The organism is Novosphingobium organovorum, from assembly GCF_022832435.1.
Classification (GTDB): Bacteria; Pseudomonadota; Alphaproteobacteria; order Sphingomonadales; family Sphingomonadaceae; genus Novosphingobium; species Novosphingobium organovorum.
Map to the genome: position 1 here is coordinate 47,064 of NZ_JALHLF010000008.1, position 22,285 is coordinate 69,348.

The 22,285-nt window shown below is 66.7% G+C and carries 23 protein-coding genes and 1 pseudogene; 9 read left to right on the plus strand and 15 right to left on the minus strand.

What is annotated here, in order from left to right; all coding sequences use genetic code 11:
* Window positions 1–28: 28 nt before the first annotated feature.
* From MTR62_RS03990 to tyrS, 5 genes are all read right to left on the minus strand, one after another.
* Window positions 29–730: a dienelactone hydrolase family protein gene (locus MTR62_RS03990; RefSeq protein WP_244017183.1), complete on the minus strand. Its 702-nt coding sequence runs from the start codon at window positions 728–730 to the stop codon at window positions 29–31.
* Between the two features lie 78 nt (window positions 731–808).
* On the minus strand, window positions 809–1,726 hold the full coding sequence (gene cysK, locus MTR62_RS03995; RefSeq protein ID WP_244017185.1) for a cysteine synthase A: 918 nt from the start codon (window positions 1,724–1,726) through the stop codon (window positions 809–811).
* Window positions 1,723–3,027, minus strand: a complete 1,305-nt coding sequence (locus tag MTR62_RS04000) for an MFS transporter (protein ID WP_244017187.1) — start codon at window positions 3,025–3,027, stop codon at window positions 1,723–1,725. Before MTR62_RS04000 ends, cysK begins: the two co-directional genes overlap by 4 nt.
* A gap of 150 nt (window positions 3,028–3,177) precedes the next feature.
* On the minus strand, window positions 3,178–3,516 hold the full coding sequence (locus tag MTR62_RS04005) for a PilZ domain-containing protein (RefSeq protein WP_244017189.1): 339 nt from the start codon (window positions 3,514–3,516) through the stop codon (window positions 3,178–3,180).
* 119 nt (window positions 3,517–3,635) lie between these two features.
* Window positions 3,636–4,868: a tyrosine--tRNA ligase gene (gene tyrS / locus MTR62_RS04010; RefSeq protein ID WP_244017191.1), complete on the minus strand. Its 1,233-nt coding sequence runs from the start codon at window positions 4,866–4,868 to the stop codon at window positions 3,636–3,638.
* Between the two features lie 108 nt (window positions 4,869–4,976).
* Between tyrS and MTR62_RS04015 the strand changes: the two genes are divergently transcribed.
* Complete coding sequence (locus MTR62_RS04015; protein WP_244017193.1) at window positions 4,977–5,528, plus strand: DOMON-like domain-containing protein; 552 nt, start codon at window positions 4,977–4,979, stop codon at window positions 5,526–5,528.
* Window positions 5,525–6,730, plus strand: coding sequence for an exo-beta-N-acetylmuramidase NamZ family protein (locus MTR62_RS04020; RefSeq protein WP_244017195.1), 1,206 nt, complete (start codon window positions 5,525–5,527; stop codon window positions 6,728–6,730). The genes MTR62_RS04015 and MTR62_RS04020 overlap by 4 nt, the downstream gene beginning before the upstream one ends.
* Before the next feature lie 12 nt (window positions 6,731–6,742).
* On the opposite strand, the gene ygiD is transcribed toward MTR62_RS04020, so the two are convergent.
* From ygiD to MTR62_RS04040, 4 genes are all read right to left on the minus strand, one after another.
* Window positions 6,743–7,558 carry a 4,5-DOPA-extradiol-dioxygenase gene (gene ygiD, locus MTR62_RS04025; RefSeq protein WP_327194376.1) on the minus strand — a complete coding sequence of 272 codons (816 nt, stop codon included), beginning with the start codon at window positions 7,556–7,558 and terminating at the stop codon, window positions 6,743–6,745.
* A gap of 114 nt (window positions 7,559–7,672) precedes the next feature.
* On the minus strand, window positions 7,673–8,569 hold the full coding sequence (locus tag MTR62_RS04030) for a DUF817 domain-containing protein (protein WP_244017198.1): 897 nt from the start codon (window positions 8,567–8,569) through the stop codon (window positions 7,673–7,675).
* Between the two features lie 4 nt (window positions 8,570–8,573).
* The gene (locus tag MTR62_RS04035) at window positions 8,574–9,002 is read right to left on the minus strand and encodes a GFA family protein (protein WP_244017199.1); all 429 of its coding nucleotides are present in this window, start codon (window positions 9,000–9,002) and stop codon (window positions 8,574–8,576) included.
* Entirely contained in the window at window positions 8,999–10,174 is a 1,176-nt protein-coding gene (locus MTR62_RS04040) for a hypothetical protein (protein ID WP_244017201.1), read from the minus strand. Before MTR62_RS04040 ends, MTR62_RS04035 begins: the two co-directional genes overlap by 4 nt.
* Before the next feature lie 183 nt (window positions 10,175–10,357).
* Here MTR62_RS04040 and MTR62_RS04045 point away from each other — a divergent pair, with 183 nt between their 5' ends.
* Both MTR62_RS04045 and MTR62_RS04050 read left to right on the plus strand, forming a co-directional pair.
* Window positions 10,358–11,533, plus strand: a complete 1,176-nt coding sequence (locus MTR62_RS04045; RefSeq protein ID WP_244017203.1) for a glycosyltransferase family 87 protein — start codon at window positions 10,358–10,360, stop codon at window positions 11,531–11,533.
* A gap of 5 nt (window positions 11,534–11,538) precedes the next feature.
* Entirely contained in the window at window positions 11,539–12,267 is a 729-nt protein-coding gene (locus MTR62_RS04050; protein ID WP_244017205.1) for an NYN domain-containing protein, read from the plus strand.
* Window positions 12,268–12,309: 42 nt separating this feature from the next.
* On the opposite strand, the gene parE is transcribed toward MTR62_RS04050, so the two are convergent.
* Window positions 12,310–14,319: a DNA topoisomerase IV subunit B gene (gene parE, locus MTR62_RS04055; protein ID WP_244017206.1), complete on the minus strand. Its 2,010-nt coding sequence runs from the start codon at window positions 14,317–14,319 to the stop codon at window positions 12,310–12,312.
* A 92-nt stretch (window positions 14,320–14,411) separates the two neighbouring features.
* The gene (locus tag MTR62_RS04060) at window positions 14,412–15,581 is read right to left on the minus strand and encodes a penicillin-binding protein activator (RefSeq protein WP_244017208.1); all 1,170 of its coding nucleotides are present in this window, start codon (window positions 15,579–15,581) and stop codon (window positions 14,412–14,414) included.
* A 40-nt stretch (window positions 15,582–15,621) separates the two neighbouring features.
* Between MTR62_RS04060 and rsmI the strand changes: the two genes are divergently transcribed.
* Window positions 15,622–16,449, plus strand: coding sequence for a 16S rRNA (cytidine(1402)-2'-O)-methyltransferase (rsmI, locus tag MTR62_RS04065; protein WP_244017210.1), 828 nt, complete (start codon window positions 15,622–15,624; stop codon window positions 16,447–16,449).
* The gene (locus tag MTR62_RS04070; protein WP_244017213.1) at window positions 16,446–16,802 is read left to right on the plus strand and encodes a YraN family protein; all 357 of its coding nucleotides are present in this window, start codon (window positions 16,446–16,448) and stop codon (window positions 16,800–16,802) included. Before rsmI ends, MTR62_RS04070 begins: the two co-directional genes overlap by 4 nt.
* A gap of 39 nt (window positions 16,803–16,841) precedes the next feature.
* Here the strand turns inward: MTR62_RS04070 and MTR62_RS04075 are convergent, their stop codons facing one another.
* Complete coding sequence (locus tag MTR62_RS04075) at window positions 16,842–17,063, minus strand: hypothetical protein (RefSeq protein WP_244017215.1); 222 nt, start codon at window positions 17,061–17,063, stop codon at window positions 16,842–16,844.
* Between the two features lie 126 nt (window positions 17,064–17,189).
* On the opposite strand from MTR62_RS04075, the gene gshB reads away from it, so the two are divergent.
* The 3 genes and pseudogenes from gshB to MTR62_RS21560 all read left to right on the plus strand — a co-directional run.
* Window positions 17,190–18,176, plus strand: a complete 987-nt coding sequence (gene gshB, locus MTR62_RS04080) for a glutathione synthase (protein WP_244017217.1) — start codon at window positions 17,190–17,192, stop codon at window positions 18,174–18,176.
* A gap of 55 nt (window positions 18,177–18,231) precedes the next feature.
* Complete coding sequence (locus MTR62_RS04085; RefSeq protein WP_244017219.1) at window positions 18,232–18,834, plus strand: DedA family protein; 603 nt, start codon at window positions 18,232–18,234, stop codon at window positions 18,832–18,834.
* A gap of 444 nt (window positions 18,835–19,278) precedes the next feature.
* A pseudogene (locus MTR62_RS21560) lies at window positions 19,279–19,389 on the plus strand (aquaporin); the annotation flags it as partial.
* A 160-nt stretch (window positions 19,390–19,549) separates the two neighbouring features.
* Here MTR62_RS21560 and MTR62_RS04095 read toward each other — a convergent pair.
* Genes MTR62_RS04095 through rdgB form a run of 3 tightly spaced genes read right to left on the minus strand, consistent with a single transcriptional unit; the run spans window position 19,550 to window position 22,278 of the window.
* The gene (locus tag MTR62_RS04095; protein WP_244017221.1) at window positions 19,550–20,464 is read right to left on the minus strand and encodes a tyrosine recombinase XerC; all 915 of its coding nucleotides are present in this window, start codon (window positions 20,462–20,464) and stop codon (window positions 19,550–19,552) included.
* Window positions 20,461–21,639 carry a radical SAM family heme chaperone HemW gene (gene hemW / locus MTR62_RS04100; protein WP_244017223.1) on the minus strand — a complete coding sequence of 393 codons (1,179 nt, stop codon included), beginning with the start codon at window positions 21,637–21,639 and terminating at the stop codon, window positions 20,461–20,463. Before hemW ends, MTR62_RS04095 begins: the two co-directional genes overlap by 4 nt.
* Window positions 21,640–21,648: 9 nt before the next feature.
* Window positions 21,649–22,278 (minus strand): RdgB/HAM1 family non-canonical purine NTP pyrophosphatase, encoded by a 630-nt coding sequence (rdgB, locus tag MTR62_RS04105; RefSeq protein ID WP_244017225.1) that lies wholly within the window; start codon window positions 22,276–22,278, stop codon window positions 21,649–21,651.
* Between the last annotated feature and the right edge of the window lie 7 nt (window positions 22,279–22,285).

Below are 22,285 nucleotides of genomic sequence, written 5' to 3' on the forward strand. Positions count from 1 at the left end.
GAGCGGGTTAGCTAAGCCACGCGGGCGATCAGGCGCCCAGCGTTTCGTCGAAGAACGAGAGCATCGAGGCCCAGCTCTGCCGATCCGCGCTCTTGCTGTAGGCAAGGAATTCCTGCGTCTTGTGGTCGCTGTCGGGATCGGTGAAGCCGTGGCGAACCTGGCCGTAGGCATGGAAGTGCCAATCGGTGCCCGCCGCGTTCATCTCGTCCCAGAACGCCAGTACCTGTTCGTGCGGGACGAGCGGGTCGCCATCGCCGTGGCACACCAGGATGCGCGCCGTGACAACGCCCGCCTCGGCCTTGGCCTGCGTGTCGAGCGTGCCGTGGAAGCTGACCACGGCCTTGACGTCCTCACCCATGCGCGCGGCTTCGAGCGCGGCCTGGCCGCCCATGCAGTGGCCCATCGCCAGCATCGGCAATTCCGGTGCGAGCGCGCGCAGCGCGGCAAGGGCAGCGGCGATACGCGCGCGGTAGAACGCCCAGTCCTTGCGCAGCGCGGTGCCCAGAGGGAACGAGGCTTCGAAACTTTCGACCGGTTCGCCATAGAAGTCCGCGACCATCGCGAGATAGCCTTCGGCGGCGAGGCGGCGCGCGCGCTCTTCCATGAGCGGGATCATGTTGGCGATCGTCGGGAACACGACGACAGCGGCGCGCGGGGTGCCTTCGGGGCGGGCAAGCCAGCCGGTCAGGGCCTTGTCGCCATGCGAATAGGCCACGGTTTCAAGCGTCATGGGGAGCATCCGTTGCTGTTGGGGAGGGGGTACGGCGGCGGAGGCGTGTCAGGCAGCCTCCGCCAAAGTGGGTGTAGGTTATTCAGGCAGGAAATCGGGCACCGAGAGATAGCGCTCGCCGGTGTCGTAGTTGAAGCCCAGGATGCGCGCGCCGGGAGCCAGGTCGGGCAGTTTCTGCGCGATCGCCGCGAGCGTTGCGCCCGAACTGATGCCAACGAGCAACCCTTCCTTGAGCGCGCAGGCGCGCGCCATTTCCTTGGCGGCCGCACCATCGACCTTGATCGCGCCATCGATCGCCTGGGTGTGCAGGTTGCTGGGGATGAAGCCCGCACCGATGCCCTGGATCGGGTGCGGACCGGGCTGGCCGCCCGAAATGACCGGCGAAAGCTCCGGTTCGACCGCGTAGGCCTTCATCCCGCTCCAGCGCGCCTTGAGCGTCTCGGCGCAGCCGGTGAGGTGGCCGCCGGTGCCAACGCCCGAAATCAGCACGTCGATCGGAGTTTCGGCGAAGTCGGCGAGGATTTCCTGCGCCGTGGTGCGCGCGTGGATGGCGGGATTGGCGGCGTTGTCGAACTGCTGTGGCATCCAGGCGCCGGGCGTTGCCGCGACCAGTTCGGCAGCGCGGGTAATCGCGCCCTTCATGCCCTTGTCACGCGGGGTGAGATCGAACGCCGCGCCATAGGCCAGCATCAGGCGCCGCCGCTCGATCGACATCGATTCGGGCATGACGAGGATCAGCTTGTAGCCCTTTACAGCGGCAACCATGGCCAGCCCGATCCCGGTGTTGCCCGAGGTTGGCTCGATGATCGTGCCGCCGGGCTTCAGGCTGCCGTCGGCCTCGGCGGCCTCGATCATGGCCAGCGCGATACGGTCCTTGATCGATCCGCCGGGATTGGTCCGCTCGGACTTTACCCAGACCTCGTGATCGGGGAACAGGCGCGAAAGACGGATGTGCGCGGTGTTGCCGATAGTCGCAAGAACGCTGTCTGCCTTCATGACGTCGAAACCTCTCTTGTCGTTTCTTGTGTCTCAAAGGTGCGGGCGCGCCGGATCTCGGGAAACAGCACGGCCCACACCGCGGTGATCAATATGGCGCCCGCGCCGCCGAAAACAACGGCGCCCGTCGCGCCCAGGAACGCAGCGGCAACGCCCGACTGCATTTCGCCCAGTTCGTTCGAGGCCGAGATCGCCAGCCCCGAGATCGCCGAGACGCGCCCGCGCTTGTCGTCGGGCGTGCGCAGCTGGACGAGCGAGCCGCGCACGAACATCGAGATCATGTCGGCGGCTCCCAGCACCGCGAGCGCGCCAAGCGAGAAGGCGAAATTGCGCGAAAGGCCAAAGGCCAGCGTCGCGGCGCCGTAAAGCGCCACCGACAGCAGCATCTTCACGCCGACTTCCTTGCTCAGCGGCCGCCACGAGAGCATCAGCGCGACGACGGTGGCGCCCACGGCGGTGGCCGCACGCATCGCGCCAAGCCCCTCCGGGCCGACATGGAGAATATCGCGCGCGAAGACGGGCATCAGCGCGGTCGCGCCGCCAAGCAGCACGGCGAAGAGGTCCAGCGTGATCGAGCCGAGCAGGAAACGCTCGTGCCAGATGAAATGAAACCCCTCGATCAGCTGGCGCACCGGATGCACCTTGCGGGCATCCTCGGCCATCGGGGGCAGGGTGCGGATCGCCAGAATACCCACGGCCGAGATGATCTGCGCCAGCGCCGAGACCGAATAGGGTAGCGGACGGTCCCAGGCAAAGAGGTAGCCCGCCGCTGCCGGGCCGACGATCACCCCGATCTGCATGGCCATCGAATTGAGTGCGATGGCCTTGGGAATGAGCTGGGGGGGCACGATGTTGGGGGCGATCGCGCCCATCGCCGGGCGGATGAATACGCGCACCACGCCGTGCAGGACGGCAAAGCCGTAAAGCACTGGCAGGTTGCGAAAATGGAGCGCGGTGATCACCGCAAGGCCGATCGCGACGAGGCAGTCCAGCACGGCGGCGCTTCCGGCAAGCTTTCGCCGGTCCATGCGGTCCGCCAGGACACCCGCGACCGGGGTGAGGAAAAACACCGGAATGAACTGCGCAAAGCCCAGGAGGCCGAGCTGGAAGGAAGCCTGCGCGATCGTCATGCCGTATTCGTCGCGCGCGATGTCGTAGAGCTGGTAGCCGATGATCACCACCATGCCGGTCGAGGCGAGCGTGGTGCAGAAGCGGGCAAGCCAGAACTTGCGATAGTCGGCGATGGCCAGCGGCGATGTCGGGGCGGGGGATGGAGCGGGCGTGTTCACGCCATGCTGCATGGCAGCGTGCCAGCGAAATGCCAAGCCATGCAGTGTTTTATCGCGGCGAAGGCAAACTTGTGCCGCGCGCGCATCGAGCGTCAGCCGGATATCCGGTGCCATGCGCGGTTCAACGGTTCCCTTTCGGGGCGATATTTAAGGTTCGGAGCCTTAACGGCGCGGGCGAAGGCGCGGGTTGGGCTGGAGGTTGTCGACCAGCTTGAGGAAATCGTCGATGCGGATGATCCGCTCGAACTGGAAGCCTGCGCGGCCTTCGTGCGCCCAGATCATGTGCGATTCGATGCGTCCGATCACCGGCAGGCGCATCACGAGGCGCTCACCGCGTTCGAGCGCGACATCCCCTTGCGCCATGAAACCCTGCGCCGAGATGTTCACGATGTGCAGTTGCACGTCACCCAGTTGCCGGTGCTCGGCAATCACGTTGTAGTCGACCGGGTGACGCGCCGCACGTCGCTTGTCGGTGACAGTGAGCTGTGCTCCTGCGCTCATGGGGCCTAGCCTTCCGCTTGTGGATGTCAGAGGCGAGCTTTGCCGCAAATTGGCAAATAATGCGTTAAGGCCGCCGGGCCCCACGCCCGGTTTTCGTCGGTATTTTGCGTTAGTTCCTGTTATATACCCTTGATAACGCCATGCTTTTTCTTACCCACGCTGAGCTTTACGGTGGTGCCGGGGGCGACCTGGAGCAGCTCTGCGGGGTCGGTCATGACCACGTCGTCCAGACGCACCGCGCCTTCTGTAACCTTGCGTTTTGCCTCGCCATTCGAGGCCGTGAAGCCGAGCGCCGTGCAGGCTGCGCCAAGGCGGATACCGTCCGCGCCGACTTCGATGGAGGGCAGGTCTTCCCCAAGCCCACCGCCCGCGAAAGTCTGTGCGGCGGTGGCCTGTGCGGCAAGGGCCGCTTCCTCGCCGCGGCAAAGACGGGTTGCTTCGTTGGCGAGCACGACCTTGGCGTCGTTGATGGCGCTGCCTTCGAGCGCTTCGAGTCGCGCGATCTCGTCGAGCGGCAGGTCGGTGAACAGGCGCAGGAACTTGCCGACATCGCGGTCGTCGCAATTGCGCCAGAACTGCCAGTAATCGTACGAGGGGAGCGAGGCTTCGTTGAGCCACACCGCGCCCGAGACCGACTTGCCCATCTTGGTGCCGTCGGCCTTGGTGATGAGCGGCGTGGTAAGCCCGAAGACCTCGGTGCCGTCCATCCGGCGCGCGAGTTCGACGCCGTTGACGATGTTGCCCCACTGGTCCGAACCGCCCATCTGCAGGCGCACGCCCTGGTCCAGCGAAAGGTGACGGAAGTCGTAGCCCTGCAGGATCATGTAGTTGAATTCGAGGAAGGTCATCGGCTGTTCGCGCTCGAGGCGCAGCTTGACCGAATCGAAGCTCAACATGCGGTTGACGGTGAAGTGCGTGCCCACCTTCTGGAGCATCTCGATGTAGCCGATCTTGCCCAGCCAATCGTGGTTGTTGACCATGACCGCGTCGGTCGGGCCGTCGCCGAAAGTCAGGAAACGCTCGAAGGCGGTGCGGATCGAGGCGATGTTGCCTTCGATCGCCTCGTCCGAGAGCATCTTGCGCACTTCGTCCTTGCCGGTGGGATCGCCGATGCGGGTGGTGCCCCCGCCCATCAGGACGACCGGCTTGTGCCCGGCCTGCTGAAGACGGCGCAGCAGCATGATCGAGACCAGATTGCCGACGTGGAGCGAGGGCGCGGTGGCATCGAAGCCCACATAACCCGGTACGATCTGCCTGGACGCAAGGGCATCAAGCGCGTGAGCGTCGGTTACCTGATGGATGTAACCGCGCTCTTCGAGCAGGCGAAGCAGGTCAGAGGTGTACTGAGTCATAGTGCGCGTGCGCTTAGCACAGCTTGGGAGGGAGACAAGCGTCTCGCGCCCTCTCGACCCGCGGATGTCCCACGGCTAGACCCACGGGCGTAACGAGAAGGAGCTTCCATGGCCTTTGCGCCCACCGCGTTCACGCTGTCGTGCCATTCCTCCTCGCCCGCGCGGCGGGTCGAGGCGGTGAGCGGGCGGATCACGCCCGATGGCGACGGGTTGCGGCTGCGCTGGCGGATCGACGGGGCGCAGGAACTCGTCGTGCCCGCGTTCGCGGGCAAGGGGCGGGCGGACAACCTGTGGCAGACCACCTGTTTCGAGCTGTTCATCGGCCACGACGGGCGTGAGGGTTACAGCGAGTTCAATCTCTCCCCGTCCGAACGCTGGGCGGCCTACGATTTTACCGCGAGGCGTGTCGGCATGTGCGAACGGCCCATGCCGCACGAGCCGACCTGCACGATGCGGGTGGGCGAATCGATGGCGATCTTCGATGCCTGCGTGCCGCTTGCGGGGCTGCCCGAATGGCCCTGGCTCTGCGGGGTCAGCGCGGTGATCGAGGAAAGGGACGGACAGCGCAGCTACTGGGCGCTCGAACACTTCGGTGCGGCGCCCGACTTTCACGATCCGGCTTGCTTCACGCTGGCGCTTGCGGCACCGCAGCGCCCATGAACTTCGGTATCGATCGCCTGCTGGCAGACCCCGACCTGCGCCGCCCGCTCGAGGGCAAGCGCGTCGCTCTCATCGCGCATCCCGCCTCGGTCACGGCGGACCTGACCCATTCGCTCGACGCGCTGATCGCGGCCGGGGTCAACGTGACGTCGGCTTTCGGGCCGCAGCACGGGCTCAAGGGTGACAAGCAGGACAACATGATCGAGACCGCGGACGAGCGCGATCCGGTTTACGGCATTCCCGTGTTCAGTCTCTACGGCGAAGTGCGCCGCCCCAGCCCCGCGATGATGGACACCGCCGACGTGTTCCTGTTCGACCTGCAGGACCTGGGCTGCCGCATCTACACCTTCACCACCACGTTGCTTTACCTCCTCGAAGCCGCCGCCGAACAGGGCAAGAGCGTGTGGGTGCTCGACCGTCCCAACCCCGCCGGGCGGCCGGTCGAAGGGACGCGGCTGATCGAAGGGCAGGAAAGCTTCGTGGGCGCAGGCCCCATGCCGATGCGCCACGGCCTGACGCTGGGCGAGATGGGGCACTGGTTCGTGCGCCACTTCGGGCTCGAGGTCGATTATCAGGTCATCGCGATGGACGACTGGCAGCCCTCGCGCGCGCCGGGCTTTGGCTGGCCCGAGGAACGCATCTGGATCAACCCAAGCCCCAACGCGGCCAATCTCAACATGGCGCGCGCCTATGCCGGTACGGTGATGATCGAAGGCGCGACGCTGTCCGAAGGGCGCGGCACGACGCGCCCGCTCGAAGTGCTGTTCGGCGCGCCGGATATCGACGCCAAGGCGGTCCTTGCCGAAATGGAGCGCTTTGCGCCACAGTGGCTGGCGGGCTGCGCCTTGCGCGAGTGCTGGTTCGAGCCGACCTTCCACAAGCACCAGGGCCAGTTGTGCAGCGCGATCATGGTTCACGCGGAAGGCGCGTTCTACGACCACACCGCGTTCCGGCCCTGGCGGCTTCAGGCGCTGGCGTTCAAGGCGATCCGCACGCTCTACCCCGATTACCCGATCTGGCGCGATTTTCCCTATGAATACGAGTTCGAGCGGCTCGCCATTGACGTCATCAACGGCGGGCCAGCGCTGCGCAACTGGGTCGACGACCCCGCCGCGACGCCTGAGGATCTCGACGCGCTGGCCGGGGCCGACGAAGCGAGCTGGAGCGCGGAAGTCGCCGATCTCCTGCTCTACGGCGGCTGACGCCGACAGACCTCAGGCCGCGAGGCTGGCGGTTGCCTCCGCGAGCACGCGGGTATCGCCGAGCAGATAGGAGGTCATCGACAGCGCGCCGTCGATGCTGTCGTTGAACACCCCGGCCTGGTCTTCGGGCAGCCTTGCGCCCACCGCATAGAACAGCGGAAGATAGTGCTCGCCCGAATTGATCGCGTTTGCCGCCGCCGTGTCGCCGGGGCTGAAGCGCGTCAGCGCGGCCCGATCGTCCGCCAGCACGGCAGCGTTGATGCGCTGCTGGAAGGCGCTGGCCCAGTCCGGCCGGGTGCCCCGGCTTGCGTGGTAGAGCCTCAGGTTGTGCACCACGTTGCCGCTGCCCACGATCATCACCCCTTCACGGCGCAGCGGGGCGAGCCGTCCGGCGAGTTCGAGGTGCTGGTCGGGGGTGAGCGAATGGTTGACGCTCATCGCCACGACCGGAATGTCGGCCGCGGGAAACATCGGCAGCAGCACGCCCCAGACGCCATGGTCGAAGCCCCAGGTCGCGTCGCGCCGCAGCGGGAGATCACCGGCGAGCGCTTCGATCCGGTCCTGCAGTTCGGGGGCATTGGGAGCGGGGTAGCGCATGTCGTAAAGCGCTTGAGGAAACCCTCGGAAGTCATGGATAGTGCGGGGAAATTCACCGTCAGTTATGCGTGTTGAACCTTGCGTTTCCCAATGCGCGGTTACCGCCAGGATGGCCTTGGGCCGGGGCAGGCGCGCGCCAAGCGCGGCCATGAACCGGCGTTCCGGATTGTCGGAGATCATGGTCATGGGCGAGCCGTGACCAACGAAGAGGGCGGGCATGGTCTGTGTCATGCCCCTTGAAATGGGCCAGCGCGTCTGCGCGATCAATCCCGCGTCGGCGCATACCGATCATCCCTTTTTGCGCAAGGGAGCGTCCGGGGGCAGTGTTGCGGCCCCCGGACGCTGTCATGCCGTCGGGACGGAGCCGCTGAGCCGCCCTGTGGGCGATGCAGCGCGGAGCTTCGGGCGGTGCAGGGCAGCGACGAGGACGAAGGAGATATACATCAAGAGGTACCACGCGCCGAGCTTGGCGGCGTGGACCGGCGTCCAGCCATGGCGCTGGCTGGGGTAGACCCAGGCGTGCGAAAACGTCGCGAGGTTTTCCGCCATCCAGATGAACGCGGCGACGAGAAACCAGCCCAGCAAGAGCGGCATCCAGCGATCCTTACGCCAGACCCGAAACCAGATCCGGGTTCGGCAAAAGGCCAGACCCAGCCCGGCGAAGAGCGCGAGGCGCATGTCGGGCAGCCAATGGTGGGCAAAGAAATTGACGTAGATCGCAGCGGCGAGGAACCCGGTCAGGGCGCGCGGCGGATAGCCGGTGAAAGAAAAATCGAAAATACGCCAGATACGCGCGATGTAGCTGCCTACCGAGGCATAGAGAAACCCCGAAAACAGCGGTACGGCGCCGATGTGCAGCACGCTGCCCTCGGAATATTCCCAGGAGCCGACCTGCGTCTTGAACAGCTCCATCACCGTACCGACCGCATGGAAGGCGAGGATGACTTTGGCCTCGTCGCGTGTTTCGAGCCGAAAGGCCAGCATCAGCAGCTGGATCGCCAGCGCGGCCAGGGTCAGGAAATCGTAGCGGGCGAGCGCCGCTGCGGGGGGATAGAACAGGTGTGTCGCCAGCAGCAGGGCAAGCAGCAGCGCGCCGAACAGGCAGGCCCAGCCCTGCTTGAAGCCGAACAGGATGAATTCGTAGAGCGCGCTGCGCCAGCCAGGGCGGGGCGAGAAGGCCTCCATCCGGGCCCGGATCCTGGCAAAGCGGGTATGGTCCAGCCTCGGCGTTGCGGGCTCCATGCGATCAATCGACCTTGGCTGGCGGCGGGGGCTGGCGCGGCCAGTTCTCGAGCGCGGGATCGATCATGGCCCATGCGGGCGCTTCCTCGGTCCAGATCGCGCCGGTGGGGGCCAGGGCGTGTCCTGCGTCCAGCACCCCGAGCCGCACGACCCAGCTATCGGGACGCGAGGAATTGCGTCCGAACAGCGGCGTGCCACAATCGGCGCAGAACCCGTGCTCGATGGTATTTCCGCTGGCCGCACGGTAGCCCTTCCAGCCCGGCGTGCCGGTGATCGTCATCGCGGCGGTGGTGAACAGCGCGTTCACCGTCGCGTTACCCGAGGCGGCCTTCTGGCACTGGCGGCACCAGCACTGGCGCACCCAGAGCGGCTCGGCCGCGATGGTCAGCGATACGGCGCCGCAAGTGCAGCGTCCGTGGTAGGGGGTGGTCATGGCTTGGCCTCTGCTACGCTGTCAGGATCGAGGACATCGGGGTTTATTGCGATATCGCGCTGGGTCTTGGGCGTGCGCCCGACCGAGGCGATTGGGCTTTCGTTCGATACGACCGCAATCATCTGCGCGAACGAGGGGCTGGCCGTAAACCCCCGAAACAGGCGCGTCGTTTCCGCCGTGCGCAAGGTCGGGGTGAAGATCAGCCCGCCATCCGGCGCGCTCAGGTCGGCCGGGCCGCTCTGGAGCATCACCGCGCTTCCCGCATCGTCGAGCGCGATGACGTGTTCGTTGCGGGCGGCAAGGTTGGAATAGACGCTGTAATTGGGGCCGTCGGCGTCTTCGCGGCAATAGCGGCGGGCGCCGGAACTCGCACCGGCGGCGGGGTCATCCGCGACCTCGAGCGTGTCGGCCTTGTGGTCCTGCGCGAGGCTCGCCATCAAGGCCACGGCGATCGCTTCGCCCTGCGCGCCGATCGAACGGGGCGCATCGGCCTGCGGCGGCGTCTGCGGGCACGGCTCGATCACGTAGGAGGGGCCAATAGGCGCAGTCGCGGCGGCGGCGGGCAGGGGGAGCGCGGCGATGGCATCAAGCAGGTGGTTGGTCAGTTGGCTTTGCGTGAAGCGACGCGAGGTCATGCGCAGGGCCAGCAGCCAGGTGCCGTCGGATAGAATGGCCGAGCCCGTGGCGTAGGCCTGGCTGCCGTCGAGCGCGACGGTAAGCAGCGCACCGCTGTCCGGCACGCCATTGACTGGCGAGAAGCTCGCGCGCTGGGCCGGCTCCTCCCCCACCTTGCCCCAACCGCCCATGTTGCGGGCGATCGTGGTGAGAATGCGGTCCTGCCAGATCGACACATCGGGCAAGCCTGCGCGGAAGTAGAAGACCGAGAGCAGGGCACTGCCACTCTCGTCACGGTATACCACCGCGATGTCCGAGCGGCTTTCGCTCAGATCGCGCACCTCGCGCAGGGTGAACCCGGCAAGCATCGGTGGGAAGACCTGCCCGGTCTCGGGGTGTTTCCAGCTCTTGCCCGGCTTGAAGGCGATGGCCCCTTTGGAAGCCGCCTTGTCCGGCGTCGAAGCCGGTTTCGCCGTGGCCATCGGCACGCCGCAAGTCGCGCCCAGGAGAACCACGCCGCCAAGCGCCCCCAGTAGCCGCCGCGAAATGGCGCCCATGTCTGCGTTCCCCCCTCATCGCTTACCGCGCGCGCCGATCGCTCGCCTGACCCGAGCCTATGGTTTGCCCATCAGTGTGGCAAGGCTCGTGCGAGGCTTGTGCGCGGCTTGGTCACGGTGGACAAACCCGCCCGTTCGCGGCACACCGTGCCGATGGAGCCTTTGCCGAGACGTCCGATTGTCTTGGGGCCTGCCCGCGCGCTGGCTTACCTGCGTGTCTTTGCCGTCGTTAACCTTGCATCACTGCTCTGGCTGCTGATCGGATCGCATGGCGGGATCGATCGCAACGGCTTCCTCGTGGGCACCGATTTCCTCAGCTTCTGGACAACGGGACGGATGCTGCACGGCCATCACGATCCCTATGACCTGGCCGCGCACATCGCGGCGCAGCGCGCCTTTTTCGCGCCTCCCGACGGCTTTACCGCGTTCTTCTACCCGCCGGTGTTCCTGCCGCTATGCTGGCTGCTGGGCTGGCCGGGGTACTTTGCCGCGCTGGGAGGGTGGCTGGCGATCACGGGTTCGATTTGTTTCGCTGCGCTGCAGGCGTGGTGGCGGCGGGCGGGGCTTGGCCGCCACGCCGCCCTGGCCGCCCTGGCCTTTCCCCCGGTGGTGATCGTGTGCACCCATGGCCAGAGCGCGTTCCTGGTTGCGGGGCTCCTCGCACTGGGCCTGATCCTGGTGCCCGAACGAAAGGCCATCGCGGGTATTCTGCTGGGCCTGGCCACGATCAAGCCGCAGTTCGGGCTGCTTGTTCCGATAGCGCTTCTGGCAAGCCGTGAAGGGCAGGTGATCGGGTTTGCCGTGCTTGGCGCACTGGCGCTTTGCGCGCTGACCACGCTCGCTTTCGGGGCCATGGTCTGGCCGCACTGGCTGACACTGTCGGACGAGGCGCGCACGGTGCTTGATGCGGGCGCGGTCGGCTATGCCAAGATGGCCAGCCCTTTTGCCGCGATGCGCCTGCTTGGGGCGTCGTTGGGCCTCGCCTATGGCATTCAGGCGATCGTCAGCCTGGCGGTGGCGGGGGCCGTTGGTTGGACGGCGTGGCGCGGGGGCTACACCCAGGGACTTGCCGCTCTGGTGCTGGCTGGGGCGCCGCTCGCCACGCCCTTCGTGTTCGACTACGATCTCGTTCTGCTCGGCTTTCCGCTGGTGTGGCTCGTCGGACAGGGGCTTGCCAGGGGGTGGGCGGACTGGGAGAAGCCGGGCGTGGCCATGGCCTTCGCGGTGCCCGCATTTGCGCGGGGCTTGGCCATGCACCTGCCGGTGCCGCTTCTGGCGCCGGTGCTCATGGGCCTTTTCGCGCTCGTCTGGCGCAGAGCCCTTTCGCAGATCCCCCGTTCGCAGATGCAAGGAACCTGATCCCCGTGGCGACCAAATTTTCCAGACCTGCCCGTAACATCGCCCTGCTGATCGACGCGGACAATGCGTCGCCCGCCAATCTGGAAAGCGCGCTGACGATCCTGGGCGATCTGGGCACTGTCAACATCCGCCGGGTCTATGGCAACTGGAGCAAGCAGGGGCTCAAGGGCTGGTCGAACCTCGTCCACCGCTATGCGCTCGAGCCCCAGCAGCAGTTCGACCTGACCAAGGGCAAGAACGCGACCGACATGAAGATGACGATCGATGCGATGGACCTGCTCTACGGCGGCCATGTCGACGGGTTCGGGCTGATGACCAGCGACAGCGACTTCATGCCGCTTGCCATCCGTATCCGTCAGAATGGCACTCCGGTCTACGGTTTCGGCACCGAGCGCACGCCCGAGGCCTTTCGGGAAGCCTGCACCCGCTTCATCGATCTCAACGCGGTTTCCTCGAGCGCGCAGGCCAGCGTCCAGCCTGACGCGCCGTCGCAAACGCCGCCGCCGGTGGTCGACGAAGCGCTGGTCAAGCTGCTCGGCGATGCCTGGCGCGCCAGCAGGCGCGATGACGAGGGGTTTGCCAGCCTGTCCGAAATCGGCCAACGCGTGGCCAACCGGTCGAGCTTCGATGCCCGCAGCTACGGCTTTTCGCGGCTGTCCGAACTGGTCCAGAGCCTGCCCCAGTTCGCCAGCGAGAAACGCGAGGGTGGGCTTTACGTGAAGCGCCTGCGCTAGGCGTCAAACGCCTGCGCTAGGCGCTTCCGCCAGGGCGCCGGATCAGGCGTCGATCAGATCGCGATCGACGTCGCCAGCGCGGTTCTGGATGAACTGGAAGCGGTGTTCGGGGTTGCGGCCCATGAGGCGGTCGACGAGGTCCTTGACCACCGCACGGTCTTCATACTCCTGGGGCAGGGTAATGCGCACCAGCGAGCGGCTGGCGGGGGCCATCGTTGTTTCGCGCAGTTGCTGCGGGTTCATCTCGCCAAGGCCCTTGAAGCGGCCGACTTCGACCTTCTTGCCCTTGAACACTGTCTTCTCGAGTTCGGCGCGGTGCGCGTCGTCGCGCGCGTAAGCCGAGGTCGAGCCCGAGACGAGGCGGTAAAGCGGCGGCTGGGCAAGGTAGAGATGCCCCTTGCGCACGATGTCGGGCATCTCCTGGAAGAAGAAGGTCATCAGCAAGGTGGCGATGTGCGCGCCGTCGACGTCGGCGTCGGTCATGATGATCACGCGGTCGTAGCGCAGGTTGTCGGCGTTGCAGTCCTTGCGCACGCCGCAGCCCAGCGCCAGCATGAGGTCAGCGATTTCCTGGTTGGCGCGGATCTTGTCCGCGCTGGCCGACGCGACGTTGAGGATCTTGCCGCGGATCGGCAGGATGGCCTGGGTCTTGCGCTCGCGCGCCTGCTTGGCCGAACCGCCCGCCGAATCGCCTTCGACGATGAACAGTTCGGTCTCGCCCTCGCCATCGCCCGAACAGTCGGTCAGCTTGCCGGGCAGGCGCACCTTCTTGGCGTTGGTCGCGGTCTTGCGTTTGACCTCGCGTTCGGCCTTGCGGCGCAGGCGGTCCTCGACCCGCTCGAGCACCGAGCCCAGCAGCGCCTTGCCGCGATCGAGGTTGTGCGAGAGGAACAGGTCGAAATGGTCACGCACCGCGTTTTCGACGAGGCGGGTCGCCTCGGTGCTGGTCAGGCGGTCCTTGGTCTGGCTCTGGAACTGGGGATCGCGGATGAACACCGAGAGCATGATCTCGCTGCCGGTCACCACGTCGTCGGGTGTGATGTCCTTGGCTTTCTTCTTTTCGCCGATCAGCTCGGCAAAGGCGCGGATGCCCTTGGTCAGCGCGGCGCGCAGGCCCTGTTCATGGGTGCCGCCATCGGGTGTGGGAATAGTGTTGCAGTACCAGGAATAGGACCCGTCCGAATAGAGCGGCCAGGCGATCGCCCATTCGACGCGGCCCTGCTGGAGGCCCTGGTCATTTTCGGGAAAGTCCTGGCTGCCCGAAAAGAACTCGGCCGTGACGCATTCGCGGCCCTTGACCTGTTCGGCAAGGTGATCGGCAAGTCCGCCGGGGAACTGGAAGGTGGCCTCGGTCGGAACGTCCTCACCGGCGAGCGCCTCGGCGCACTTCCAGCGGATCTCGACGCCGGCGAAGAGGTAGGCCTTCGAGCGCACCAGCTTGAACAGGCGCGCCGGCTTGAACTTCAGTTCCCCGAAAATCTCGGTGTCGGGCGTGAAGGTGACCGCGGTGCCGCGCCGGTTGGGAGCCGCACCGACCTTCTGGATCGGGCCCAGGGTCACCCCACGCGAGAATTCCTGCGCGTAGAGTTCCTTGTTGCGCGCCACTTCGACGCGGGTCTTCGAGGACAGCGCGTTGACCACCGAGATGCCAACGCCGTGCAGACCGCCCGAGGTGGCGTAGGCCTTGCCCGAAAACTTGCCGCCCGAGTGCAGCGTCGAGAGGATCACCTCGAGCGCGGACTTGCCGGGGTACTTGGGATGCTCGTCGACCGGGATGCCGCGCCCGTTGTCGGTGATCGTGATGCGCCCGGCCGTGCCCGGTTCTTCCTCGAGCGTGACCTCGATGCGGTTGGCGTGGCCGGCGACCGCTTCGTCCATCGCGTTGTCGAGCACTTCGGCAGCGAGGTGGTGGAGCGCGCGCTCATCCGTGCCGCCGATGTACATACCGGGGCGGCGGCGGACCGGTTCGAGCCCCTCCAGCACCTCGATAGCGGAACCGTCATAGGTTTCAGGGCCGGAGCTGGGGAGGTTCTCGAACAGGTTATCGGTCATGTTCTGTTCTATAAGGCGCAGGCGCGCGCGCGATCAAGCGGGATCGCACCGCTTTTGCGCAAGATCGCGCGCCTGACGCTTTATCGGCGCGGTTACTTTCCGAAACGCGTGGGGGCGGGGCTGATTACGCGCACCGCACCCGCCTGGACCTCGCGCACTTCGAGCGCGCGTTCGACGACCCCGCCTCGGGTGAAGCGGAACGGACCGTCGAGGCCGAGGAAACCCTCCGGCGAGGTCAGCGAAGCGGTGGGAAAGCGCGTGCCCTGCTTCCAGTCGCGCGTGACGCGCAGGGTCAGCAGCACCGCGTCGTAGCCAAGCGTCGCGATACGATAGGGCTGCTTGCCGAAGCGGTTGCGGTAACTGGTCGAGAACTGGCCGAAGCGCTGGTCCGAAACGGTCGAGAACCAGGCCCCGCGCAGCGCCGGCGTGCTCGTCAGGGCCTTTTCTCCGCCCCACAGCTCGGTGCCGAGAATATGCACTTGCGCGCCGTCGCCCCCGGCGCGGAACTGGCTGGCGCCCACCGCCGATAGCGAACCGCTGTCCGCGATCAGCAGCGCGCCATAACCGGTCCGGGTCTTGATCCGGTCGGCGGCGGCGCGGATCGAGGCGGGGCTGCGGTCGTAGCTCTCCATGGCGATCACCACGCCGCCATCGGCGCGCACCGCGTCCATCAGCGCGGTACTGGTGCGCTCGCCATAGTCGCCGCGCGGGACCAGCGCGGCAAAGGCGGAAACGCCCTTGGAGGCCGCGTAAGCCACCGTCCGGGTGATCGACTGTCCGGGCAGGTTGCCCATCACGAAGACGTTGTCGCTCGCCGCCTTTTCGTCGTTCGAGAACGAGATGATCGGCACGTGGGCCTTGGCCGCAACCGCGTTGACGGCGTTGATGTTGTCCGACAGCAGCGGCCCCAGGATCAGGCGGTTGCCATCGGCGAGCGCCTTGCGCGCGGCGCCGGCCGGATCGGTCGCGGTGTCGTAGGTGGTGATGCGAAGGTTGGTCGCGTTGGTGTCGAGCAGGGCCATCGTCGCGGCGTTGGCGATCGACTGGCCGACCTCTCCATTGCTGCCGGTGGTCGGCACCAGCAGCGCGACGCGGTGGTGTTCGGTATCGGTGGGAATGACGCTTTGGGTGGGCTTGGGCTCGGGCGGGCGTTCGGTCACCGGAGCCTTGGGCACCACCGCGCAACCGGCGATCAGCGTCATGGCCGCAGCGGCGAGCAGGTTGCGTCGGTTGATCTGCCTTTTCAGGCGCTTGTCGAACATGGCTTGCCGCTCCCGTAGTGCTTGGGCATGAGTGCGCGCAATGGAACACACTCTTTCTCCCGGCCTCTATATAGTCGCAACCCCGATTGGCAACCTGGGCGATATCACCCGGCGCGCGGTCGAGGTGCTGCAACAGGTCGAGGCGGTCGCCTGCGAGGATACCCGCGTGACCGGCAAGCTGCTGCACCATCTGGGCTTCAAGACCCGGCTCATGCGCTATGACGATCACGCCGGGGAAGGGGACCGCGAACGCCTGCTCGCGCTCATGGCCGAGCACCCGGTCGCGCTCGTCAGCGATGCCGGAACCCCGCTGATTTCCGACCCCGGCTACCGTCTGGTGCGCGAGGCGCGGGCGCGTGGGATCGCGGTGACCAGTCTGCCCGGACCCAACGCCGCCGTGGTCGGCCTGACGCTCTCGGGCCTGCCCAACGACCGCTTCCTGTTCGCGGGGTTTCTTCCCAACAAGGCCAAGGCGCGCGAGGATGTTCTCGATGAGCTGAGCCGTGTACCAGCTACGCTGATTTTCTATGAAACCGCGCCCCGGCTCGAGGCCGCACTGGGCGCGATCGCGGCGGTCCTTCCCGGACGCGAGGTCGCGGTCGGGCGCGAGCTGACCAAGAAGTTCGAGGAATGCCGCACCGGCACGCCCGAGGACCTGATCGCGCATTTCACCCTGCATCCGCCCAAGGGCGAGATCGTGCTGATGATCGCCCCGCCGGGCGAGACCCCGGTGGACGCGATCGACGTCGAGGCGCTGCTGCGCGCCGAACTGGCGACATCAAAGGCCTCGCAGGCGGCGGCCAGGGTGGCCAGGGCGACCGGGCTCGACCGCAAGGAGCTCTATGCGCGGGCGCTCGCGCTCAAATGAACGAGCGCCGCGTCCGGGCCGAACGGCGGGGCCGGCGCGGCGAGACCTGGGCGGCGTGGTATCTGCGCCTCAAGGGCTGGCGCATTGTCGACCGGCGGGTGAAGACGCGCCGGGGCGAGATCGATCTGGTCGCGCGCAAAGGACGCACGCTGTGTTTCGTGGAGGTCAAGTGGCGGGCGCGGGCCGAGGATCTTGACCATGCGATCGATGCCTGGCGTCTGCGCCGGGTGATCGATGCGGCAACCCTTCTGGCCCCCCGCTACGAAAAGCCCGGCGACAGCCTGCGGATCGATGTCCTGCTGCTGTCGCCGGGCCGTTGGCCGCGGGTGATCGAGAACGCCGGGATGGGGTGAATTCAGCCCCCCGCGCACTCGCCATGTCGCGGAATTGCGTTAACTTTCGTGCTTGGGCTGGGCGTGGTGATCGTCGCTCTTTTCGTCGTGATGTTCACCCTTTTCGTGGTGTTCGCCCTTGTCCTCGTGGTGGCCCTCGTCATGATGATCCTTGTCGGCCGGATGCTCTGCGGGGTGCTCGGGCTCGGCGGCAAGCGTCGGGGCGGCAACGCCGGACAGCGCGAAAAGGCCCGCCAGAAGCGTGATGCTGGTCTTGTTCATGAGATCCGATACTCCCAGATGGTGCGTGACTGCGGGCGGATAACTACTCGCCATGACGCCCGATTCGCTTTAAGCGGCCTCCCTGTAAGAACCCCAAGCGTTCAAGAACTCCCAGGACACTACACCATGACCCTGCGCATTGCCGTCCAGATGGACCCGATCGAAACCGTCAACATCGCGGGCGATTCCTCGTTCGCGCTGATGCTTTCGGCCCAGGCGCGCGGGCATGAACTGTTCCATTACGACGTGCGCACGCTGGCGTTCGACACCAGTGAGGGCGCGGGGGGCAAACTGACTTGCTGGGGCGCGCCGATCAGCGTGCAGCGCGTGCCGGGCGCGCATTTCACGCGCGGCGAATACCGCCTGATCGATCTGGTCAAGGACATCGACGTGGTGCTCATGCGCCAGGACCCGCCGTTCGACCTGGGCTACATCACCGCGACGCACCTGCTCGAGCGGCTCGAAGGCCAGACGCTGGTCGTCAACGATCCCGCCTCGGTGCGCAACGCCCCCGAGAAGGTCTTCGTGCTCGACTACGCGCGGTTCATGCCGCCCACCTTCATCGCCCGACGGATCGAGGATGTGCGCCGCTTCCAGGCGCGCATGGTCGATCAGGGGCTGCCCGGTGATCTCGTCGTCAAGCCGCTCCACGGCAACGGCGGCAAGGCGATCTTCCGCGTACCCGAAGACGGCAGCAACCTGGGCGCGCTGGTCGAGATGTTCCAGAACGCCTGGGTCGAGCCGTTCATGGTCCAGCCCTTCCTTCCCGACGTGAGCGCGGGCGACAAGCGCATCGTGCTGGTCGACGGGGTGGTGGCGGGCGCCATCAACCGCAAGCCGGGGGCGGGCGAGTTTCGCTCCAACCTCGCCGTCGGCGGCTCGGCCGAGGCGACCAGCCTGACGATCGAGGAAGAAGAGATCTGCGCCGCGATGGGCCCTGAACTCAAGGCACGCGGGCTGGTCTTCGTGGGGATCGACGTGATCGGCGGCAAGTGGCTGACCGAGATCAACGTCACCTCGCCGACCGGGATCGTGGCCATCGACAAGTTCAACGGAACCGACACCGGCGCGATGATCTGGGATGCCATCGAGGCGCGCCACGCCGCCATGTAGAGCCGCGCGGCAAAGGCCGCGCACACGCCACGGGGAAGGGCGAGAGATTACGAGTATGAGTGCCTGGATCTACGAGGTGGTCCGGGATGGAGGATACTGGGGCATCGTCTTCCTGATGACGCTCGAGAACATCATTCCGCCCATACCTTCCGAACTCATCATGGGACTCGGCGGCCTGGCCGTCGCGCGCGGCGACATGGCGTTCTGGCCGCTGCTGGGCTGGGGGACGTTCGGGGCGACGCTGGGCAACTACATCCTGTTCCTGGCCTCCGATAGACTGGGGTATGAGCGCATGGAGCCGCTGGTCGAGCGCTGGGGGCGCTGGCTTACCCTCAACTGGGACGAGGTCGAGGCGCTGAGCGGCTTCCTGCGCCGCCATGGCCACTGGATGGTCCTGCTGCTGCGCTTTGCCCCGATGTTCCGCACGGTGATTTCGATCCCCGCCGGGCTCGCGCACATGAAGCATGGGCGCTTCCTGGTCTTCACCGCGATCGGCACCGGGATCTGGAACGCGCTGCTGATCGGTGCCGGGCAATGGCTGGGGCGTAGTCTCAAGGACGCCGGGATGTGGCTGGGCTATGCGGGGATCGCGCTGATCGCCGGGGCCGCGGTGTGGTATGTCTGGCGCGTGCTGCGTTGGAAGAAGCCACAGGACTAGGCGGCGCGGACAAATCGGGCGTTGATCGCAGGGAGAGAATGGGGTCGTTGCAGCCCACCCCGTTCGGCTAGGTCACTGCGTTCCCAAGCCTTCCGGCCCTCCCCGCGTAAGCGAGACTAGCAGCGCCCGCAGGCGATGCTAGTCGCAGTGGGGGCGGCGGAGCACGCTGTCCGCAAGCGAACGTTTGAATCCGGCCAAAAGGGAGTGGACCAATTCCCGGCTTACATCTGTTTACACCGCCTCACGGCGATCCGCGTCTGAACGCCCTGCTCGGGTGTTTGGCAAAGGAGAGTGGATCGTGTTGAGGAAACTGGGGGCAGAATTGCTCGGAGCGTTCTGGCTGGTGTTCGGGGGATGCGGCGCGGCGGTGCTGGCCGCGACTTTTCCGCAGCTGGGAACGGCTTTGCCGGGGATCCGCTGGCCTTTGGTCTGACAGTGCTGGCGATGGCCTATGCGGTGGGCGGTATTTCGGGCGGGCATTTCAACCCGGCGGTGTCGCTCGGAATAGCGATCGCGGGGCGCTTTGCCTGGAAGGACGTGGTGCCCTACTGGATCGCGCAAGTGGCAGGAGCGGTGCTGGCCGTCGCCGCGCTCTATACGATCGCTTCGGTCAATCCGGCCCGTTTGACCGGCGTCGTCTTGTTCGCGCAGACCGCCGTGCGCCATCAACCTTGTCCACTTTGCCGTGTGAGTCATGGCGCGGAGTGTCCGGTTTCTACGTCTCCTGCTCGCGCGGATGGGCGTGCCGGTAAACGTCGAGCAAGGTGGCCGCATCGACCTTGGTGTAGATCTGGGTCGAGCCGAGCGAGGCGTGGCCGAGCAGTTCCTGAAGCGAACGCAGGTCCGCGCCCGCACCCAGCAGGTGCGTGGCAAAACTGTGGCGCAGCGCGTGCGGGGTCGCGCTTTGCGGCAGGCCAAGCGCGGTGCGCGCGCGCGCCATCGCCTTCTGGACGAGGCCGGGAGCCAGCGGCCCGCCCTTGGCGCCGCGAAACAGCGCCCCCTCGCGCTCGATCGGCCAGGGGCATTTCGCGAGGTAATCCTCGATCGCGGCGCGCACGATCGGCAGGATGGGCACCACGCGTGGCTTGCCGCCCTTGCCGGTGACGCGCAGCGTCTCGCCCAGTGGATGGTCCGCGCCGGTCAGCGACAGGGCTTCGGCAATGCGCAGGCCCGCCCCGTAGAGCAGCACCAGCACTGCGCGGTCGCGCGCGCCGATCCAGTCCTCGCGCGCAAGCCCATCGACCATGTCGGCCAGGCCCGCCGCCTCATCGGGCGTGACCGGACGGGGCAGGCCCTTCTTGACGCGCGGGCCCCGCAGGCGCGGTGCGGCGGGGGCGGCATCCCCCGCCTGATCGCGGGCAAAGATGAGGAACGCCTTGAGCGCGGAAAGCTCGCGCGCGGCCGAGACATTGGAGAGCCCGTCCTCACGCCGCGCGGCCAGCTGGCGGCGCAGGTCGGCGGTGTCGAGCCGGGCGAGGGTGGGCCAGTCGGTTTCCACCCCGATCGTCACGCCCTGACGGTCAAGCAGGCGCGCCGCCGCGGCGCGATAGGCGCGAACGGTGTGCGGGCTGCGGCGGCGGTTGTGTTCCAGATGATGGCCCCAGGCCTCCAGAACGTCGCTGCGTTTCACGCCTGCGCGTTCCCACCCGAAACGAGGTTTTCGGGCACCAGTTCGCCGAGCAGCCCGTCGAGCAGCGCCATACCCGCCTCGGCGATGCCGATCCGGGCGCCCTCACGCCAGACGAGCCCCTGATCTTCGTAGAACGCGGCCTTGGCATCATGGCACAGGTCCGTAGGCGCAAGACCGAAACGCGCCGCCAGCGCCGCGAGATCGACGCCTTCGCGTAGCCGCAGTCCCATCAGCATCGCCTCGGACGCCTGCTCGCACCGGTCGAGGGCACGGGTTTCGACGATGCCGTGGTCCGTCTTCTCGAACGCGGCAAGCCAGTTCTCGGGCTTGCGATGGCGCACGGTGGCTGCGTTGGCGCGCCGGCCATGCGCGCCGGGGCCGATCCCGCAATAGTCCTGGTAGCGCCAGTAGGTAAGGTTGTGGCGGCTTTCCTCGCCGGGGCGGGCGTGGTTGCTGATTTCGTAGGCGGGAAGGCCAGCGGCCGCAGTGCGCTCGCGCGTCAGCGCGAACATGTCGGCGCAGCTGTCCTCGTCGAGCGGGAGAAAATCGCCTTTGCGCACCATCGTTTCAAAACGCGTGCCGGGCTCGATGGTCAGCTGGTAGAGCGAGAGGTGGCCGGTCCCATAAGCGAGCGCGCGCGCCAGTTCGGCGTCCCACTGCTCCAGTGTCTGCCCTGGGCGGGCGTAGATCAGGTCGAAGCTCACGCGGTCGAAATGGGTCTGCGCGACCTCGAGCGCGGCAAGGCCTTCCGACGCGTCGTGCAGGCGCCCCAGAAACCGCAGCGTGGCATCGTCGAGCGCCTGCAGTCCGAGCGAAACCCGGTTGATCCCCGCGCTTGCGAGCGCCGCGTAGTTCGCCGCCTCGACTGAGGAGGGATTGCCTTCCAGCGTGATTTCGATGCCCGGTTCGAAGCCCCACAGCCGCTCGGCTTCCTCGAGCAGCCGCGCAACGAGCGCGGGCGGCATCAGCGAGGGCGTGCCGCCACCAAAGAAGATCGAGCCGAGCGCCTCGTCCGGCGCGCCGCGGGAAACGGCGGCGTGTTCGTGGCGCATGTCGGCGCGCATCGCGGCTTCCATCCCGGCCATGTCCACGCGCTCGCGGACATGGCTGTTGAAGTCGCAATAGGGGCACTTTGCGAGGCAGAAGGGCCAATGGATGTAAAGCGCGCGGGCCATGGCCGCAGTCTAGCCCTCGAACTGCTCCGCGACCAGCTTGGCAAACGCGTCGGCGCGGTGGCTCATCACCTGCTTTTGCGCCGGGTCAAGCTGGGCGAACGTGACATCCTTGCCGTTGGGCACGAACACGGGGTCATAGCCGAACCCCAGCGTGCCGCGCGGCGGCCACGAGAAGGTGCCCTCGACGCGGCCTTCGTAGACGACTTCCTCGCCATCGGGCCAGGCGATCGCCAGCGTACAGGAAAACCAGCACGAACGGTCGACGTCAGGGCCCTGTTCGGCGAGCAGGCCTTCAACCTTGCCCATCGCCATGTACCAGTCGCGCCCCTCGGGGCCTTCGAACCACTGCCGCTCGGCCCAGTCGGCAGTGTAGACACCGGGGCGACCGCCGAGTGCGGTGACCGAAAGCCCGCTGTCATCCGACAGCGCGGGCAGGTTGGCGGCCTTGGCCGCCGCGTGCGCCTTGAGCAGCGCGTTTTGCGCAAAGGTGGTGCCGGTCTCCTCGGGCTCGGGCAGGCCGAGCTGCCCGGCGGAAACGCATTCCAGTCCGTAAGGGGCAAGGAGGGCGCTGATTTCTTTCAGCTTGCCCGCATTGTGCGTGGCGATGACGAGTTTGCCGTGATCGAGCTTGCGGGTCATGGAGCCC

Excerpts from the sequence above, each read along its gene's own strand:
- ygiD (WP_327194376.1), bottom strand. The coding sequence starts at position 7,558 with ATGACACAGACCATGCCCGCCCTCTTCGTTGGTCACGGCTCGCCCATG.
- rdgB (WP_244017225.1), bottom strand. The coding sequence starts at position 22,278 with ATGACCCGCAAGCTCGATCACGGCAAACTCGTCATCGCCACGCACAAT.
- MTR62_RS04070 (WP_244017213.1), top strand. The coding sequence starts at position 16,446 with ATGAACGAGCGCCGCGTCCGGGCCGAACGGCGGGGCCGGCGCGGCGAG.
- MTR62_RS04035 (WP_244017199.1), bottom strand. The coding sequence starts at position 9,002 with ATGACCACCCCCTACCACGGACGCTGCACTTGCGGCGCCGTATCGCTG.
- MTR62_RS04030 (WP_244017198.1), bottom strand. The coding sequence starts at position 8,569 with ATGGAGCCCGCAACGCCGAGGCTGGACCATACCCGCTTTGCCAGGATC.
- hemW (WP_244017223.1), bottom strand. The coding sequence starts at position 21,639 with ATGGCCCGCGCGCTTTACATCCATTGGCCCTTCTGCCTCGCAAAGTGC.
- tyrS (WP_244017191.1), bottom strand. The coding sequence starts at position 4,868 with ATGACTCAGTACACCTCTGACCTGCTTCGCCTGCTCGAAGAGCGCGGT.
- MTR62_RS04060 (WP_244017208.1), bottom strand. The coding sequence starts at position 15,581 with ATGTTCGACAAGCGCCTGAAAAGGCAGATCAACCGACGCAACCTGCTC.
- rsmI (WP_244017210.1), top strand. The coding sequence starts at position 15,622 with ATGGAACACACTCTTTCTCCCGGCCTCTATATAGTCGCAACCCCGATT.
- cysK (WP_244017185.1), bottom strand. The coding sequence starts at position 1,726 with ATGAAGGCAGACAGCGTTCTTGCGACTATCGGCAACACCGCGCACATC.
- MTR62_RS04015 (WP_244017193.1), top strand. The coding sequence starts at position 4,977 with ATGGCCTTTGCGCCCACCGCGTTCACGCTGTCGTGCCATTCCTCCTCG.
- MTR62_RS04075 (WP_244017215.1), bottom strand. The coding sequence starts at position 17,063 with ATGAACAAGACCAGCATCACGCTTCTGGCGGGCCTTTTCGCGCTGTCC.
- MTR62_RS04040 (WP_244017201.1), bottom strand. The coding sequence starts at position 10,174 with ATGGGCGCCATTTCGCGGCGGCTACTGGGGGCGCTTGGCGGCGTGGTT.
- gshB (WP_244017217.1), top strand. The coding sequence starts at position 17,190 with ATGACCCTGCGCATTGCCGTCCAGATGGACCCGATCGAAACCGTCAAC.
- MTR62_RS04085 (WP_244017219.1), top strand. The coding sequence starts at position 18,232 with ATGAGTGCCTGGATCTACGAGGTGGTCCGGGATGGAGGATACTGGGGC.
- MTR62_RS04020 (WP_244017195.1), top strand. The coding sequence starts at position 5,525 with ATGAACTTCGGTATCGATCGCCTGCTGGCAGACCCCGACCTGCGCCGC.
- parE (WP_244017206.1), bottom strand. The coding sequence starts at position 14,319 with ATGACCGATAACCTGTTCGAGAACCTCCCCAGCTCCGGCCCTGAAACC.
- MTR62_RS03990 (WP_244017183.1), bottom strand. The coding sequence starts at position 730 with ATGACGCTTGAAACCGTGGCCTATTCGCATGGCGACAAGGCCCTGACC.
- MTR62_RS04000 (WP_244017187.1), bottom strand. The coding sequence starts at position 3,027 with ATGCAGCATGGCGTGAACACGCCCGCTCCATCCCCCGCCCCGACATCG.
- MTR62_RS04005 (WP_244017189.1), bottom strand. The coding sequence starts at position 3,516 with ATGAGCGCAGGAGCACAGCTCACTGTCACCGACAAGCGACGTGCGGCG.